General features: G+C 73.7%; 14 protein-coding genes. 5 read left to right on the plus strand and 9 right to left on the minus strand.

The window, feature by feature from the left end; genetic code table 11:
• Positions 1 to 6: 6 nt before the first annotated feature.
• The 5 genes from AB0C87_RS32790 (at position 7) to AB0C87_RS32810 (ending at position 4677) form a co-directional block, all read left to right on the plus strand.
• Entirely contained in the window at positions 7 to 1173 is a 1167-nt protein-coding gene (locus tag AB0C87_RS32790; RefSeq protein WP_353831034.1) for a histidine kinase, read from the plus strand.
• Positions 1170 to 1772 carry a response regulator transcription factor gene (locus AB0C87_RS32795; protein ID WP_345178140.1) on the plus strand — a complete coding sequence of 201 codons (603 nt, stop codon included), beginning with the start codon at positions 1170 to 1172 and terminating at the stop codon, positions 1770 to 1772. The genes AB0C87_RS32790 and AB0C87_RS32795 overlap by 4 nt, the downstream gene beginning before the upstream one ends.
• Positions 1773 to 1999: 227 nt before the next feature.
• Positions 2000 to 3556, plus strand: coding sequence for a carboxylesterase family protein (locus AB0C87_RS32800; protein WP_345178142.1), 1557 nt, complete (start codon positions 2000 to 2002; stop codon positions 3554 to 3556).
• 129 nt (positions 3557 to 3685) lie between these two features.
• Positions 3686 to 4351: a response regulator transcription factor gene (locus tag AB0C87_RS32805; protein ID WP_345178144.1), complete on the plus strand. Its 666-nt coding sequence runs from the start codon at positions 3686 to 3688 to the stop codon at positions 4349 to 4351.
• 122 nt (positions 4352 to 4473) lie between these two features.
• On the plus strand, positions 4474 to 4677 hold the full coding sequence (locus AB0C87_RS32810; protein WP_345178146.1) for a hypothetical protein: 204 nt from the start codon (positions 4474 to 4476) through the stop codon (positions 4675 to 4677).
• Positions 4678 to 4704: 27 nt separating this feature from the next.
• On the opposite strand, the gene ppk2 is transcribed toward AB0C87_RS32810, so the two are convergent.
• The 9 genes from ppk2 to AB0C87_RS32855 form a co-directional block, all read right to left on the minus strand.
• Positions 4705 to 5505 carry a polyphosphate kinase 2 gene (gene ppk2, locus AB0C87_RS32815; RefSeq protein WP_345178149.1) on the minus strand — a complete coding sequence of 267 codons (801 nt, stop codon included), beginning with the start codon at positions 5503 to 5505 and terminating at the stop codon, positions 4705 to 4707.
• Between the two features lie 52 nt (positions 5506 to 5557).
• Positions 5558 to 6142 carry a helix-turn-helix domain-containing protein gene (locus AB0C87_RS32820; RefSeq protein ID WP_360581080.1) on the minus strand — a complete coding sequence of 195 codons (585 nt, stop codon included), beginning with the start codon at positions 6140 to 6142 and terminating at the stop codon, positions 5558 to 5560.
• A 47-nt stretch (positions 6143 to 6189) separates the two neighbouring features.
• Positions 6190 to 6918 (minus strand): ATP-binding cassette domain-containing protein, encoded by a 729-nt coding sequence (locus AB0C87_RS32825; protein ID WP_353831038.1) that lies wholly within the window; start codon positions 6916 to 6918, stop codon positions 6190 to 6192.
• A complete protein-coding gene (locus AB0C87_RS32830) occupies positions 6915 to 8045 on the minus strand; it encodes an FtsX-like permease family protein (RefSeq protein ID WP_345178154.1) in 1131 nt (376 codons plus the stop codon). Before AB0C87_RS32830 ends, AB0C87_RS32825 begins: the two co-directional genes overlap by 4 nt.
• A gap of 79 nt (positions 8046 to 8124) precedes the next feature.
• A complete protein-coding gene (locus AB0C87_RS32835) occupies positions 8125 to 9465 on the minus strand; it encodes an MFS transporter (protein ID WP_360581082.1) in 1341 nt (446 codons plus the stop codon).
• Between the two features lie 218 nt (positions 9466 to 9683).
• Entirely contained in the window at positions 9684 to 10886 is a 1203-nt protein-coding gene (locus AB0C87_RS32840; protein ID WP_360581084.1) for a hypothetical protein, read from the minus strand.
• Positions 10887 to 11370: 484 nt separating this feature from the next.
• The gene (locus AB0C87_RS32845; protein ID WP_360581086.1) at positions 11371 to 12333 is read right to left on the minus strand and encodes an NAD-dependent epimerase/dehydratase family protein; all 963 of its coding nucleotides are present in this window, start codon (positions 12331 to 12333) and stop codon (positions 11371 to 11373) included.
• Positions 12334 to 12345: 12 nt separating this feature from the next.
• Positions 12346 to 13014, minus strand: a complete 669-nt coding sequence (locus AB0C87_RS32850; RefSeq protein ID WP_360581088.1) for an AAA family ATPase — start codon at positions 13012 to 13014, stop codon at positions 12346 to 12348.
• A gap of 11 nt (positions 13015 to 13025) precedes the next feature.
• Positions 13026 to 14108, minus strand: coding sequence for a hypothetical protein (locus AB0C87_RS32855; protein ID WP_360581089.1), 1083 nt, complete (start codon positions 14106 to 14108; stop codon positions 13026 to 13028).
• Positions 14109 to 14169: the final 61 nt, after the last annotated feature.

Here is a 14169-nt window from a genome sequence, read left to right on the forward strand (position 1 = left end):
GGCGGCGTGCGCACAGGGGCCGACGAGGCAGGGCTGGCGGGGTTCCGCCGCTACACCTGGTGGGCGGTGCCGGGCACCAACGTGGCCGTCCTCATCCTCCTCACCGGCGAATGGATCCTGGACGGCGACGTGCCGGTCCAGCCGCGCGCCCTCAGCGCCGCCGCGCTGGCGGTCGAGGTCGCGGCGGTGGTGGCCCTGCTGAACGCGCGGCTGTCGGCCGGTGCGCGGCCCCGCCCGCCCGCGGGCTGGCCGGCCGCCGGAGCGCTGGCCGCGCTCGTGCTCGCCGTCTGCCCCCTGGCCGTGCGCGACTACGGGCTGTGGCCGATCGCGCCCGCGATCATGACGGCGGTCGCCGCGACCTACCTGGACCGCGGCCGCCGGCTCCGGCTGATCGCCGCCGCGGTCCTCGCCGCGGCGCTGCCCGGCGGCGCCGTCAGCCTCCTGAGCGGGGACGGCGAACTGCCGTACGCCGCGCTGTTCCCGCCCGGGGTCACCGCCTTCGTCGCCTGGGCCACGCTCGGCCCCCTGTGGGCCTGGGACATCGCGGGGCGGCTGGACGAGGCGCGCCGCCTGTCGGCCGAACTCGCCGTGAAGGACGAGCGCCTCCGGTTCGCCGCCGACCTGCACGACATCCAGGGCCACCACCTGCAGGTCATCGCCCTGAAGAGCGAGCTGGCCGCCCGGCTCGCCGAGACCGACCCGCCGCGCGCCGCCGCCGAGATGCGCGAGGTCCGGCGGCTGGCCGCCGACGCGCTCGGCGACACCCGCGCCGTGGTGCTCGGCTACCGCCGCACCAGCCTGGACGACGAGATCGCCAACGCCACCCGGATCCTCGCCTCCGCGGGCATCGACGCCCGCACCACCGCGGAGCCCGCCGCCATCGGCGACACCGCCCGCCATCTCCTCGGCCTGGTGATGCGGGAGGCGACCACCAACCTCCTCCGCCACAGCCGGGCGCGCCACGCGTCCGTCGACTACCGCGTCACCGGCGGCGTCGCCCGCCTCCGGGTGGGCAACGACGGCGCGTCCGGCCCCGGCGCCGACCCTGGCACCGGCCTGACCGCCCTCGCCGGCCGGCTGCGGACCGCGGGCGGCGACCTGACCTGGACCCGCGACGCCGACCGGTTCGAACTCACCGCGTCGCTGCCCGCCGCGAACGGCGACGACCGATGATCCGACTCCTGATCGCCGACGACGAGGACCTCCTCCGCAGCGCCCTGGCCTCCCTGCTCGCGCTGGAGGACGATCTGGAGGTGGTCGCCGAGGCGGCCACCTCCACCGACGCGGTCCGGCTGGCCCGCGAGCATCGCCCGGACGTCGCGGTCCTGGACCTGGAGATGCCGCCCGCCGACGGCCTGCGCGCCGCCGAGGAGATCACGGCCGAGCTGCCGACCCGGATCGTCCTGGTCACCCGGCACGCCCGGCCCGCCGTCCTGCGCCGCGCCCTGGCCGCCGGCGTCCGCGGCTTCGTCCCGAAGACGACCTCCGCGTCCCGGCTCGCCGAGATCATCCGCGACGTCGCCGCCGGCCGCCGCTACGTCGACGCCGACATCGCCGCGGCCGCCCTCACCGAGGACGAGTGCCCCCTCACCGACCGCGAGCTGGAGGTCCTGCGCGCCGCCCGCACCGGAGCCTCGGTCAACGAGATCGCCGCCCAGGTCCACCTGGCCCCCGGCACCGTCCGCAACTACCTCTCCACCGCCATGACCAAGCTCCGGGCCCCCACCCGCCACGCCGCCGCCCACCGAGCCTGGCAGCAGGGCTGGATCTGACCCCGCGCCTACATCCGTGGGCGGGCGCGGGGCCGCCGCTCCGTCCGGAGTCGCAGGTCCAAGACGGGACGCCGGGCTGAGGCCACGGGGCGCCGGGTTCCCTAGCGTCGAACCGGCGGGTCATCCCGTCCTTGCTCTCGAACGAGTGCCGCCGGACGGCGGACGTGATCAGACGGGCGGTCGTCATCGTGGCGGGTCTCAGCAGCGTGTCCCCTGGAGTCAGAAGCGTGTCCACCGCGCTCGCGGCGGTCTCGGTCGCCGGGGCGCTGATGGCGTGCCGTTCGCCGCATGAGCCCGCGCGAGCGCCGCTGACCGTGCGCGTGGATTCCGGAAGCGTGCGGGGCATCGCGAAGGGGAGATCCCGGCAGTTCCTCGGCATCCCCTACGCCGCGCCGCCCACCGGAGCCCGGCGTTGGACGCTGCCGCGCGAGCCGGCTCCGTGGCGCGGCGTAAGGGACGCCGGACGGCCGGGGAAGGACTGCGCGCAGGGCTCGCCGGGGCCCGAGAACCCGTCCGGCGAGGACTGCCTTTACGTCAACGTCACCACTCCGCGCGGACGCCACGGTGCGTTGCCCGTGATGGTGTGGTGGCACGGCGGCGGCTTCACCCAGGGGAGCGGGAAGGACTACGACGCCGTCCGGCTGGCGACCGAGGGCAAGGCCGTCGTCATCACGGTGAACTACCGGCTCGGCATATTCGGCTACCTGGGGCTGCCCGGGCTGAAAGGGTCGGGCGACTTCGGCTTCGCCGACCAGATCGCGGCGCTGCGGTGGGCGCGGCGCAACGCCTCGGCGTTCGGCGGCGACCCGCGCAACATCACCGTCTTCGGCCAGTCGGCGGGGGCGATGTCGGCCTGCGCGCTGCTCACCTCGCCCGCGGCCCGGGGACACTTCGACAAGGCGATCATCTCGTCGGGTGCGTGCGGGCTGCGCTGGCCCGCCGGCGGCCTGTTCCCCGGAGCGCCCGCCGACCGGCCCTACGTCCCCGTCGCCCAGGGCCGGGAGGACGGCCTGGCCGCCGCCCGGGAACTGGAGTGCGCGGGCACGGACGCGCTGGCGTGCCTGCGGGGCAAGACCACCGCCGAACTCCTCCCGCACTCGCCGTCCTTCGCCGACCACCTCGCCTACGGCACCGGACTGCTGCCGCGGGACCCGGCGGCGGCGCTGCGCGCGGGCGCGTTCACCCGCGTACCGGTGATCATCGGCGGCACGCGCGACGAGGCCCGGTCGTTCGTCGCGGGCGCGATCCGGTACGACCCGAAACTGATCACGGCGGAGACCTATCCCCGGCTGCTGGAGGAGGCGTTCGGGCCCGCCGCGGGCAGGGTCGCCGCCCGGTACCCGCTGTCGCGGTACCCGTCCGCCGGGCTGGCCTGGGCGACGGTCCTGACCGACGCGTCCTGGGCGTGCTCGGCACTGGCCGGCGCCCGGGACCTCGCCGCGCGCACGACCGTCTACTCCTACGAGTTCGCCGACGAGAACGCGCCCAACGTCAACGGCCTGCACGTCCCCGACGTCCCGCAGGGCGCCGCCCACGCCACCGACCTGCCCTACCTCTTCGACCTGGGCGGCAGAGACCTGCTGGTGAACCGCGAGCGCAAGGGGCTGGCCCGGACCATGGTCGGCTACTGGAGCGCCTTCGCCCGCTCGGGCGACCCGAACCACCGGGGCGCGCCGCGCTGGCGGCCCGGCACCGCGCCGCTGAGCCTCGCGCCCGGCGCGATCCGCACCGTCGACGCCAGGGCGGAGCACGGCTGCGGGTTCTGGGAGACGGTCGCCCGGTGACCGCGGCGGGGCTCCCGGCAACGGGACGCCGCCGGCGCGGCGCGCTGCGATGATGGGCGGGCCGCCGGCGGCGGGACCCGACCCGGCCGGGGGTCCGGGGCCGCGCCCGGCCGCCCCGAGGGAGCCGCCATGACGATCAAGGTGCTCGTCGCCGACGACCAGGACCTGGTCCGGGCCGGATTCTGCATGATCATCGACGCCCGGGAGGACCTGGAGGTCGTCGGCGAGGCGGGCGACGGCGACCAGGCCGTCCGGGAGGCCGCCCGGCTGCGCCCCGACGTCGTCCTGATGGACGTGCGGATGCCCGGCGCCGACGGCATCGACGCCACCCGGCGGATCACCGCCGCCGCCGACCCTCCCAAGGTCATCATCCTGACCACGTTCGACCTGGACGAGCCGCTCTACGCCGCGCTGCGGGCGGGGGCGAGCGGCTTCCTGCTCAAGGACGTGCGCCCGCCGGAACTGGCCGACGCCGTCCGGGTCGTCGCCAGGGGCGAGGCGCTGCTGGCCCCGACCGTGACGCGCCGGCTCCTCGACCGGTTCGTGGCCGTCCAGCCGGCCGAACCCGTCCGGCCCGCACGGCTGGCCGAGCTGACGGACCGCGAGGTGGAGGTGCTCACGCTGGTCGCCCGGGCCGCCTCCAACGCGGAGATCGCCGGGTATCTGTCCCTCGCCGAGGCGACCGTGAAGACCCACGTCTCGTCGGTCCTGCGCAAGCTCGGCGCCCGCGACCGCGTGCACGCCGTCGTGATGGCCTACGACCTCGGTATCGTCCGGCCCCGCCCCTCAGCCTGAAGTCGCATCCGCAGGACCCCTCGCGCGGCCGAGGCCCCCGCGCCCGCGGCGGGCCTAACCTGATCACAGGAAGTAAGAGGACCATCACCAAGGGCGGTGCGCGGATGTTCAGGTCACGACGGGTGCATGAGGACGAAGAGTGGGAGGGCGTCGTCGACGGCAAGTCCCGGAACATGCCGGACGGGTCGAACCTCTACCACTACCTCAAGGTCACCTTCACCGGCGGCGGCAGCAAGAAGATCCGCGTCGACGGCTCCCTCTGGAACTCGGTGAGCGAGGGCGACCGGATCGTCAAGCGCGCCGGATCCGACCCGGCCAAGCAGTAACGGCACCGTCCCCCGCGCCGCCGGGTCTCATTTCAGGGACGCGGAGTGGTCGGGGACGTAGGTCTGCATGTCGCGCGGCGGCCGCTCGTATCCCCTGGGGGGCGGCCGTTCGGGGAGCGCCAGCCGCGGCGGCTCCACCGTGCGGTAGGGGATCGTCGACAGCAGGTGGGCGATCATGTTGATCCGCGCGCGGCGCTTGTCGTCGCTCTCCACGACGTACCAGGGCGCCTCGGGGATGTCGGTGTGCACGAACATCTCGTCCTTGGCGCGGGAGTAGTCCTCCCAGCGGGTGATGGACTCCAGGTCCATCGGCGACAGCTTCCACCGCCGCGTCGGGTCGGCCAGGCGGCTGCGGAAACGGCGCTCCTGCTCGGCGTCGCTCACGGAGAACCAGTACTTGCGCAGCAACAGCCCGTCCTCGACCAGCAGCCGCTCGAAGATGGGGCACTGGTGGAGGAAGCGCGTGTACTCCTGCTTGGAGCAGAAGCCCATGACGCGCTCGACGCCCGCCCGGTTGTACCAGGAGCGGTCGAACAGGACGATCTCCCCGGCGGCCGGCAGATGCTCGACGTAGCGCTGGAAGTACCACTGGGTGCGCTCGCGGTCGGTCGGGACGGGCAGCGCGGCGATCCGTGCGACGCGGGGATTGAGGTACTCGGTGACCCGCTTGATCGTGCTGCCCTTGCCGGCCGCGTCCCGTCCCTCGAACACCACCACGACGCGGGCGCCCTCGCTGCGCACCCACTCCTGGAGGTTCACCAGTTCCGACTGGAGGCGGGCGAGCTCCGGCTCGTACACGCGCCGGGACAGCCGCTTGTCCTTGCTCATGCAGAGATCTCTACCCAGGAGGACGTCCTGCCCGCCGCGCCGCGCGTCCCGTCTACGGTGCCGCGGCGTCCAGGTAGGGGGCGAGGAGTTCGTGGGCGAGGCGGCGGGCCGCGCGTTCGGCGAGGCCGTCCTCGATCATCCGCGTCAGGGCGTAGACGATCGACTGGACGAGTTCGGCCGTGCGGTCGGGGTCGGAGGCGCCGTGGTCTGCCAGGGCCACGCGGAGCGGCGTCTGGAGCTCGTCGTGGAGCAGCCGGCTGGAGTTGGCCAGCGTGTCGGTGCGCCCGGTGGCCGCGAGGGCGCGGGCCAGCGCGTGGTCTCCGCGGGCGACGAGGCGGAGGTTGGCGTAGACGTAGGCCAGGATCCGGTCGCCGGGCGTCCTCGCCTTCGCCATCCGCGCCTCGACGTAGGCCGACCAGCGCGGGAAGGTGTCGACGATGAGGGCGTCGAGCAGGTCGTCGCGGGACCTGAAGTAGGCGTACACGCTGGAGCGGGCGAGCCCGGCCCGGCGGGCGACGTCCGCGAGGCCGGGGGCCCGCTCGGGGTCCTCGGACAGCAGGGTGCGGGCGGCGTCGAGCAGGGCCGCCCGCTGCGCGGCCCGGTGCTCCGCCACGGTCGGCGCCTGGATCTTCGGCACGGGCCCCTCCGGTCCGGTCGTCCTCGGCGGGCGGCCCGGCCGGGGCGTCAGGCGAGCGCGGCCAGGCGTCCGTCGATCATCTCGTACACGGTGTCACAGTGTTCGAGGACATCGTGGTCGTGGGTCACCATGATGGCCGCCACGCCGCACTGCCGCGCCTCGCGGGCGAGCAGGCGGACGATCTCGTGGCTGCGCGCCCGGTCCAGGGCGGCGGTGGGCTCGTCCACGAGCAGCACGCTCGGCCCGGTCACCAGCGCCCGGGCGATGCCGACCCGCTGCCGCTCCCCACCGGAGAGCTGGTGGGGGTGCCGGTCGGCCCGGTCCGCCATTCCCACGTCCTCCAGCAGCGCGAGAGGATCGCGGCCGGAGCGGGCGCGGCGCGGACGGAACCGCAGCGGCAGCCGGAGCTGGTCGACGGCGGTGAGCGCCGGGACCAGGTTGCCCGACTGGAAGACGAACCCGACGTGCTCGCGCCGCAGTCTCGCCCTGGCCCTCGCGCCGGCGGCCGTGATGTCGAGCCCCGCGACCGTGACGGTGCCCCGGTCCGGGCGGGCGAGACCGCCCGCGACCGCGAGCAGGCTCGACTTGCCGGCGCCGGACGGGCCGACGATGGCGGCCAGCTCGCCGGGGCGCACCGCGAGGTCGACGTCGTCGAGCGCCTGGACGGTCTCGGAGCCGTCGCCGTGCCTGAGGCTGACGCCCTCCATGACGAGCCCCGGGCGGTCGTCCGCGCCGGGTTCGCGGGGCCCGGCGGCCTGTGTGGTCTTCCCTGTCATCGGTTGCCTCCAAGCGCGGTGGCGGGGTCGATGGACGCGATCCGGGCGACGGCGGCGCCGGCTCCGGCGAGCCCGAGGAGGACGAGCCCCGCGGCGGCGGCCGTGACGCTCGGGGCGCTGAGCGCGAACGGCATCCCGCCGCCGGTGATGAGCGAGCCGAGGCCGACGCCGATCCCGGCGCCGATCGCGACGGCGGCGACGAGCAGGAGGAACGCCTGGGTGAGCGCGTCGCGCAGCAGCCAGCCTCTCGACGCCCCCATGGCGCGCAGCACGGCGACCTCGTGCTTGCGCTGGATCGCCCAGACGGCGAAGAACGCTCCGACGACCAGGGCGGAGATGGCGTACAGGAACACCTGGATGAGCTGGAGGGTGGAGGTCTCGGCGGAGTAGCCGGGCGAGGCGCCGTAGGAGTCCTCCAGCGTGAGGCTCTCGGTCCCCGCGGCGGCGTCCCCGGCGGCGAGGTCGACCGACGCTCCGGGCTTCGCGCGCACCGCCACGGCGGTGATCTCCCGCGTGGCGTGCGCGGGCACCGGGTCGCCCGGGGCCGCGCCCGCCTTGATCAGCTGCCAGGTCCGCAGCGGCACGTAGCCGACGTCGACATGCCCGAAGGTGTCCTGCCGCGGGGTGGCGCCGACGACGCGGAGCCTCGTCCCGAGCCGGGCGACCGTGATCGTGTCGCCGATGCGAAGGCCGGCGTCCAGGGCCGTGGCGCTGACGACGACGCCGTCCGCGTCCCTCAGGCGCGAGCCCTCGCCGACCTCGGGCGACAGGAACGAGTCCGGCGCCACTCCGAACAGCGCGAGGTCGACGTCCACGCCCCGGTCGCTCTTGGTGTTGACGAGCGTGTTCCCGTAGGGGGCCGCCTGCTGCACGCCCGGACGGCTCCGCCAGGCGTCCACGGCGGACATGTCCACCACGCTCCGGGAGAAGGCCGAGTCGTGCTGGACGTCGCGCTCGAACGCGAAGGAGGTGACCGGCAGGTTCTGCAGGCCCGACACCCCGTCCCTGACCAGCCCCACCGACAGCCCGGACAGCATGACCATGAGAACCGCGATCAGGCCCACGACGGCGCCCATCAGCCCGAACCGGACCTTGGCGAACCGCAACTCACGAAGCGCGAGGAACATCAGTCCCACCCCCGCGCACTTATCGACATCATGTCGACAAGATAGCAACACAATGTCGCGAACCAGCTCCGGGGTCCCGCTACCGGCGGGACCTGCCGCGGCCGGGTGGGGGGAGGGGGGTGACCGGGTTCGTGGCGGCGGGGGCGGGGGCCCGGCCGGGGAGCATCAGGGCCGCCACCAGCAGGGGGGCGAGGGCGGACACCGCGCCGCCGAGCGTCATCGCCAGGCGCGGGCCGACCAGCTCGGACAGCCGGCCGATGAGGGGCGCGCCGAGGGGGTTGGTGCCGAGGAAGACCAGCGTGTACAGCGCCATCACCCGGCCGCGCATGGCCGGGGCGACGTCGAGCTGCATGGTGGAGTTGGCGGTGGTGGTGAACGTCAGCACCGCGGCGCCGGTGGGGACGAGCAGCGCCAGGAACAGCCAGTACCACGGCATCAGCGACACCGCCATCTCCAGCACCCCGAACAGCGCCGCCGCGCCGAGCAGCAGCCGGCGGGTCGGGCGCACCCGCCGGGCCGCCACCAGGGCCCCGGCCAGGGAGCCGGCGGCCAGCATGGTGGAGGCCAGCCCGAAGGAGGACGCCCCGGTGTGGAAGACCTCCTTGGCGATCAGCGGGATGGTGACCGCGAAGTTCATCCCGAACGTGGCCACGAGCCCCAGCAGCAGCAGGACCGTGACCAGGTCCCGCCGGGCCCGCACGTACGCCAGGCCCTCCCGCAGCTGCCCCTTGCCCCGGGGCACCGGTTCGGCCGAGCTCAGCTCGCCGGCCCGCATCGCCGCCAGGGAGGCCAGCACGGCGACGTAGGACGCCGCGTTGACCAGGAAGACCGGGCCGGTGCCGATCGCCGCGATCAGCAGGCCCGCCACCGCCGGGCCGAGGACGCGGGCGATGTTGAAGCAGGCGCCGCCCAGCGCGATGGCGTTGGGCAGGTCGGTCCTGCCGACGATCTCCACCACGAAGGTCTGCCGGGCGGGGTTCTCCACGACGGTGGCGACCCCCAGGCCGAGCGCCAGCAGGTACACGTGCCACAGCCGGGCGCTTCCGGTGACGGCCAGCACTCCGAGGACCAGCGCGAGCAGGCCCATCGCCACCTGGGCGAGCACCAGGACCCGGCGCTTGGAGTAACGGTCGGCGATCACGCCGCCCCACAGCCCGAACAGCAGCATCGGCAGGAACTGCAGGCCGGTGGTGATGCCCAGCGCGGTCCCGTCGCCGTGGCTCAGTTCGAGGATCAGCCAGTCCTGGGCCACCCGCTGCATCCAGGTGCCGGTGTTGGACACCAGCGAACCGGCCGTGAACAGGCGGAAGTTGCGGTTGCGCAGCGAGCGGAACATCGGCGCCGCCAGTATCGGCGCCAGCCGCGACCGGCCTCCGTCCCGGTCGCCGTCCTCCTCGCCGTTCTCGTCTGCAGGGTTCATCGCCTCTAGGTTCACTCATGAAGCGGAGCGCCGCCCGAGGCCGCGCCGCGACATGCGGTACTCCCCTCGGGGACAGCTCTGGAACGATGTATCCAGGCGCTACGATCAACGGCGAGCGAAGAAGAACGGCGGGGGGCGGGCACCCCCCGCCGTTCGACTGAAGCGGTCACGGTGTTAGGGCACCGTGCCCGTTACTGCATGCCCGGCGGCTTGCGCCGTCAGGCGGTGTCAGGCTCACCCAGGGCCCGCGCCTTCTTGGCGCGGGCCTTCCTGATCTGCTCCTTCGTCTTCTCCTCGACGAAGATGAGGCCGACCGCCAGTGCTCCCAGGCAGACCAGGAGGTACCCGGCGATCGTGTCCTGCGTGAACTTCGGGGGCTTCTGGCCTGCGACCAGAGTCCCCCAGAAGAGGCCCAGCAGCGGCTTGGCCGGCTGCAGCTGAGCGTGTGCGGAGATGGTCAAGCCCCGCTTCCAGGCGGCGCTCGAACACAGCGCGCTGATGGTGGCCAGCGTGCCGACGCCCAGGGCGCCGATCGTGGCCCACGCGCTGTGCTGGCTCACGACCGTCGGGCCGTGCGCGCTCAGGAAGAGCACGAACAGCACCGGAACCGAGACCAGCCCCTTCAGGGCACTGGCCGTCAGCACGGCCTCCTTGCGGGTGCCGGCCTTCAGCTCGGCCTCCTTGACGGCGATGGCCGCCAGCTCGGCCTCCCGGGGAGTGGTCGCCGCCAGCGCGGCCTGCTTGGCGGCGTTGACCGCCTGCTCGGCCTCGTTGGCGAACTCCTCCTCCAGGCGGCCCAGACCGGTGAAGATCCGCGCCATGGCCCAGTACATCATCCCGTTGAGGACGACGCTCAGGATCCCGATGGGCGAGAGCTGCCAGGCCGCCATGCCGTACAGGAGCGTGGCGCCGGTGCCCGAGACGAGCACCCACCCGACTATCTGCCAGTTCTTGCGCCCCGACACCAGGGCCGCGACCATCGGCCCCACCATGAGGGCCAGCACCGCGACCATCGCGTAGGGCATGTGGTGCAGCGCTTCCTGCCCGCTCCAGATGCTGACCGGTGAGGTGCATCCGAAGATGAGCGCCGAGCGCTTCACCCGCCGGTCGACCTGCCGCCACTTGGGGCGGACGACGAGCCAGAGGGCGGTGCACGCCGCGACGTCGGTCAGGAAGGCGGTCACGAAGGCGGGCATGCCCGTCGCTCCCGACTTCAGGAGCAGGACGTTGTTGCCCGTTCCGACGACCATCGCCACCACGGCGACCGTCCACGCGATGGCCGGGCGCCGCCTCTTGGCGGGTCCGGTCACCTCGTTGGTCAGCCACTCGCGGGCGAGCCTCACCCGCCGCGGCACGAAGCCGCAGATGGTGAGGACGAGCGCGAGCGCGCGACCGCGTTCGCGGTTTTCGAGGTTCCTCAAGGGGACCCCCTCCTTTGTGAGCGGTGCTCACGAGGAGGTCCGGGGTCTTCAATCCCGGTCCTCCTCGCTGCACCCGATTGACGGGCGCAACTCGAAGACCGGGATCGGTCCTATTTTGTTGAGTTGCGTAAGGCCGAACGTAACACAAGAGGCCGACCGTGTCGGCTGGTATTCTGGTCGGCGTGCAAGCCCCTCGATTCACGCGGCGGCCTCTTCACCCGTCGGCAGGGGCGCATGGGAGGCGGCGACCCGGCTCTGTGGTTGAGAAACCCTTTGTGAGGCAGGGCCGGGCCGTCGTTTTCCCAGTTCAACTGATGAGTAGGAAAATATCCTTCGAGTTGCGCGGGAATGGGCGCGTCCGGGGAAAGCGCAGATGCGCAACCCGGCCCCCGTGACCGGATTCGGTCGCGGGCCTCTCCCGGATGAATGACGTGGGGGAGTGATGCGGGCACGGCGAGCCGCGCCCGCATCGGGTAATGGAGCGTCAGGGGTTCACTGCGGCCAGTGACGAATGGCTCGCGAACCAGGCGATGGTGTCGGTCAGGCCGGTTCTCAGGCTCACTCGCGGTTCCCAGTCGAGTGCCCGGCGGGCCAGGGCGATGTCGGGGCGCCGCCTGGTGGGGTCCTCGTCGCGGGCGCCGACATGGTGGATCGGCGACGGCGAGTCGCACAGCTCCCGGATGAGCTCGGCGATGGCGACGACCGTCAGCTCGTCGGGATTCCCGATGTTCATCGGCCCCGGATGCCCGGTCAGAGCGGCTTTGACCAGCGCCTGCGCGGTGTCGTCCACATGGCACAGGGAGCGCGTCTGCCGCCCGGTGCCGTGCACGGTGAGGGGCCGGCCGGCCAGCGCCTGACGGATGAAGGTGGGCACGAGCCGGCCGTCCTCCGCCCGCATGCGGCGGCCGTAGGTGTTGAAGATGCGCAGGACCGTGGTGTCGACGTCATAAACGGTCCGGTACGCCTCGCAGGCGGCCTCTCCGAACCGTTTTCCCTCGTCATAGCAGGAGCGCGGCCCCATGGGGTTCACATTGCCGTGGTAGGACTCGGTCTGCGGATGTACGGACGGGTCTCCGTAGACCTCGCTGCTCGACGCGTACACATATCGGGCGCCTTTCGCCCGGGCGAAGTCCAGAGTGTTGAGAGTTCCAAGAGAACCGACACGGAGGGTCTCCACCGGGCGCGCCAGATAGTCGACCGGGCTGGGCAGCGAGGCGAGATGCACCACGGTCCCGATCGCGCCCGTCAGGTCGAGGGGCTCGTTGATGTCGTGTTCGATGAGTGCGAACCCGGGCCGGTCCGCGAGATGTGCCACGTTGTGGGGTCCACTCGTGGCGAAGTTGTCCACGCAGTACACCCGGCACTCCATGTCCAACAGCAGTTCACACAGATGTGAGCCGATGAAGCCGCTTCCTCCGATTACTGCGACGGACGATAATGAGTTCACCTATGCCACCCTCTACTGAGTGCCGGATCCACGCTGTGCACGGATGAAGTCGATGATCACGTCGATGTCCGGGTCGTAGCCCCTCGCGGTGGCGACGCGGAGCGAGGGGACCGCGAGCGACACCTCCTCGAATCCGCTCGCGGCCCCGCCGCCCGTCCTCCCTCGCCGGGCCAGCGCCGCACGCCGCGCACCGGGGCCGTCGGGCTGCTCGCGGAGCCGCGCGGCCACGCGCCGGCGCGCCAGCCCGGGATCGATGACGCAGTGCACGAGCCTGATGTCCGCTTCGGTCTTGATCGAGTCCAGCCCCAGGCGCCATCTCCGGTGCTGGAACGCCGCCTCGGCCACGACCGACACCTTCGAGGACAGCAGCAGATCGACCGTCTGGAAGAAGGCGTCGAAGGCCATGCGCGCGACGGAGTCCTTGGCGGCGACGCCGAGGTCGTGACCGAAGGTGTGGAAGATGCCCTCGTTGATGGCGTCGCGCGACACGAGAGGGCACGGCAGCGCCCGGGCGAGCAGGCCCGCCATGGTCGTCTTGCCCGAGCCGGGAGGCCCGCTCACGATGACGAGGGTCGGACGGTGCGCGCCGCCGGCCGGCGCGGCGGACGTCCCGGCCGGGGCTCCTGCCGGATCCCCGTCCGTGGCGGCGCGGCGGTCACCGTGTCCCACTTCGTCGGCCATTCCTTCGGTCCTCAGCCGAGCGCGCCCGGCGGCGGGCCGGCCTCGTCCGCCCAGGCGACGGGCAGCCCGCGCCGCGGCACGGCGAGGGGCGGCGGCCCTCCCGAGGGCGCGAAGCCCACGCCCAGCCACGTTCCCGCCGTGATCGCGGCGTCGCCGGGGCCGCCCCCGGCCGAGGCCGCGGCGGTCCCGTCGTGCAGGAACCGCAGGTCGGCGCTGACGCCGGCCGCGTCGCCCACCGCGCGCAGGAGCGCGGGAGCACGCGCCGCGAGGCACCCGTAGATCCCCTGCCCGTCGTCGGCGGGCAGCCCGTCTCGCACGAACGAGGCGACGCTGACGACGACCCGGACCCGCTTCGACGCCGGGCCCGCGGCGTCCCGGACCGCCGCGGCCAGCGCGGCGCCGACCGCCGCCTCGACGGCGTCGGCGCCGGGCCGCCGGGGCACGGGCCCGGCGCGCAGGTGGCGCAGGCGCCGCAGGGTGCCGTCGTGCCGCTCGGCGACCGCGGTCCTGATGCGGGTGTGCCCGAGGTCGGCCACCACCGCGGCCTCGGCGCCGGAGCCCGCGGGCACGTGCCGGGCCGCGCCGATGAGCGGGGCGAGCTCCGGCCGGGGCGACACGGCCACGGGGCACGGGTGCGGTGCGAGACCGGCCGTCGCCCGCGCCCCCTCCAGGACGAGCGGTCCGCACCCGCCCGCCAGCAGACCGCCCCCGAACCACACGCGCTCGACGGCCGTCCACCGGGCGAGGAAGGCCCGGCGGTGCGGCGTGCTCCCCTGGCGTTCGGCGGTGGCGGGATCGCGCAGTGTCGCGACCAGCGCACCGAGGCGCATCCCGAAGGCGTGCAGGACGGCGGCGGCCGAGCGCGCCGCCTCCGCGTCGGACGACGCCGCGGCGCGGGCGAGATCGTCGGCCAGGCGGTCCCTCCGCAGGCCGGGCAGGCCGAGGTCGGCGGCCAGGGCGTGCAGAGCGTCCCGGGAGCACGCGTCCTGCGCGAGCCGTCCTTCGACGCCGATCGACCCGGCGGGCCCGAGGACCACGTGGTTCAGGGACGCGTCGCCGGTGAGCTCCCGGGGGCGGTCGAACGTCTCGGTCACGATGCACTCCGGGGGTCGCCTGCGCTCGTCGCGCGCCGGGCCGTCACGCGCGCCGCGGCCG

The organism is Actinomadura sp. NPDC048021 (genome assembly GCF_040653135.1).
GTDB classification, from domain to species: domain Bacteria; phylum Actinomycetota; class Actinomycetes; order Streptosporangiales; family Streptosporangiaceae; genus Spirillospora; species Spirillospora verrucosospora.

Excerpts from the sequence above, each read along its gene's own strand:
- AB0C87_RS32850 (WP_360581088.1), bottom strand. The coding sequence starts at position 13,014 with ATGGCCGACGAAGTGGGACACGGTGACCGCCGCGCCGCCACGGACGGG.
- ppk2 (WP_345178149.1), bottom strand. The coding sequence starts at position 5,505 with ATGAGCAAGGACAAGCGGCTGTCCCGGCGCGTGTACGAGCCGGAGCTC.
- AB0C87_RS32805 (WP_345178144.1), top strand. The coding sequence starts at position 3,686 with ATGACGATCAAGGTGCTCGTCGCCGACGACCAGGACCTGGTCCGGGCC.
- AB0C87_RS32825 (WP_353831038.1), bottom strand. The coding sequence starts at position 6,918 with ATGACAGGGAAGACCACACAGGCCGCCGGGCCCCGCGAACCCGGCGCG.
- AB0C87_RS32830 (WP_345178154.1), bottom strand. The coding sequence starts at position 8,045 with ATGTTCCTCGCGCTTCGTGAGTTGCGGTTCGCCAAGGTCCGGTTCGGG.
- AB0C87_RS32795 (WP_345178140.1), top strand. The coding sequence starts at position 1,170 with ATGATCCGACTCCTGATCGCCGACGACGAGGACCTCCTCCGCAGCGCC.
- AB0C87_RS32835 (WP_360581082.1), bottom strand. The coding sequence starts at position 9,465 with ATGAACCCTGCAGACGAGAACGGCGAGGAGGACGGCGACCGGGACGGA.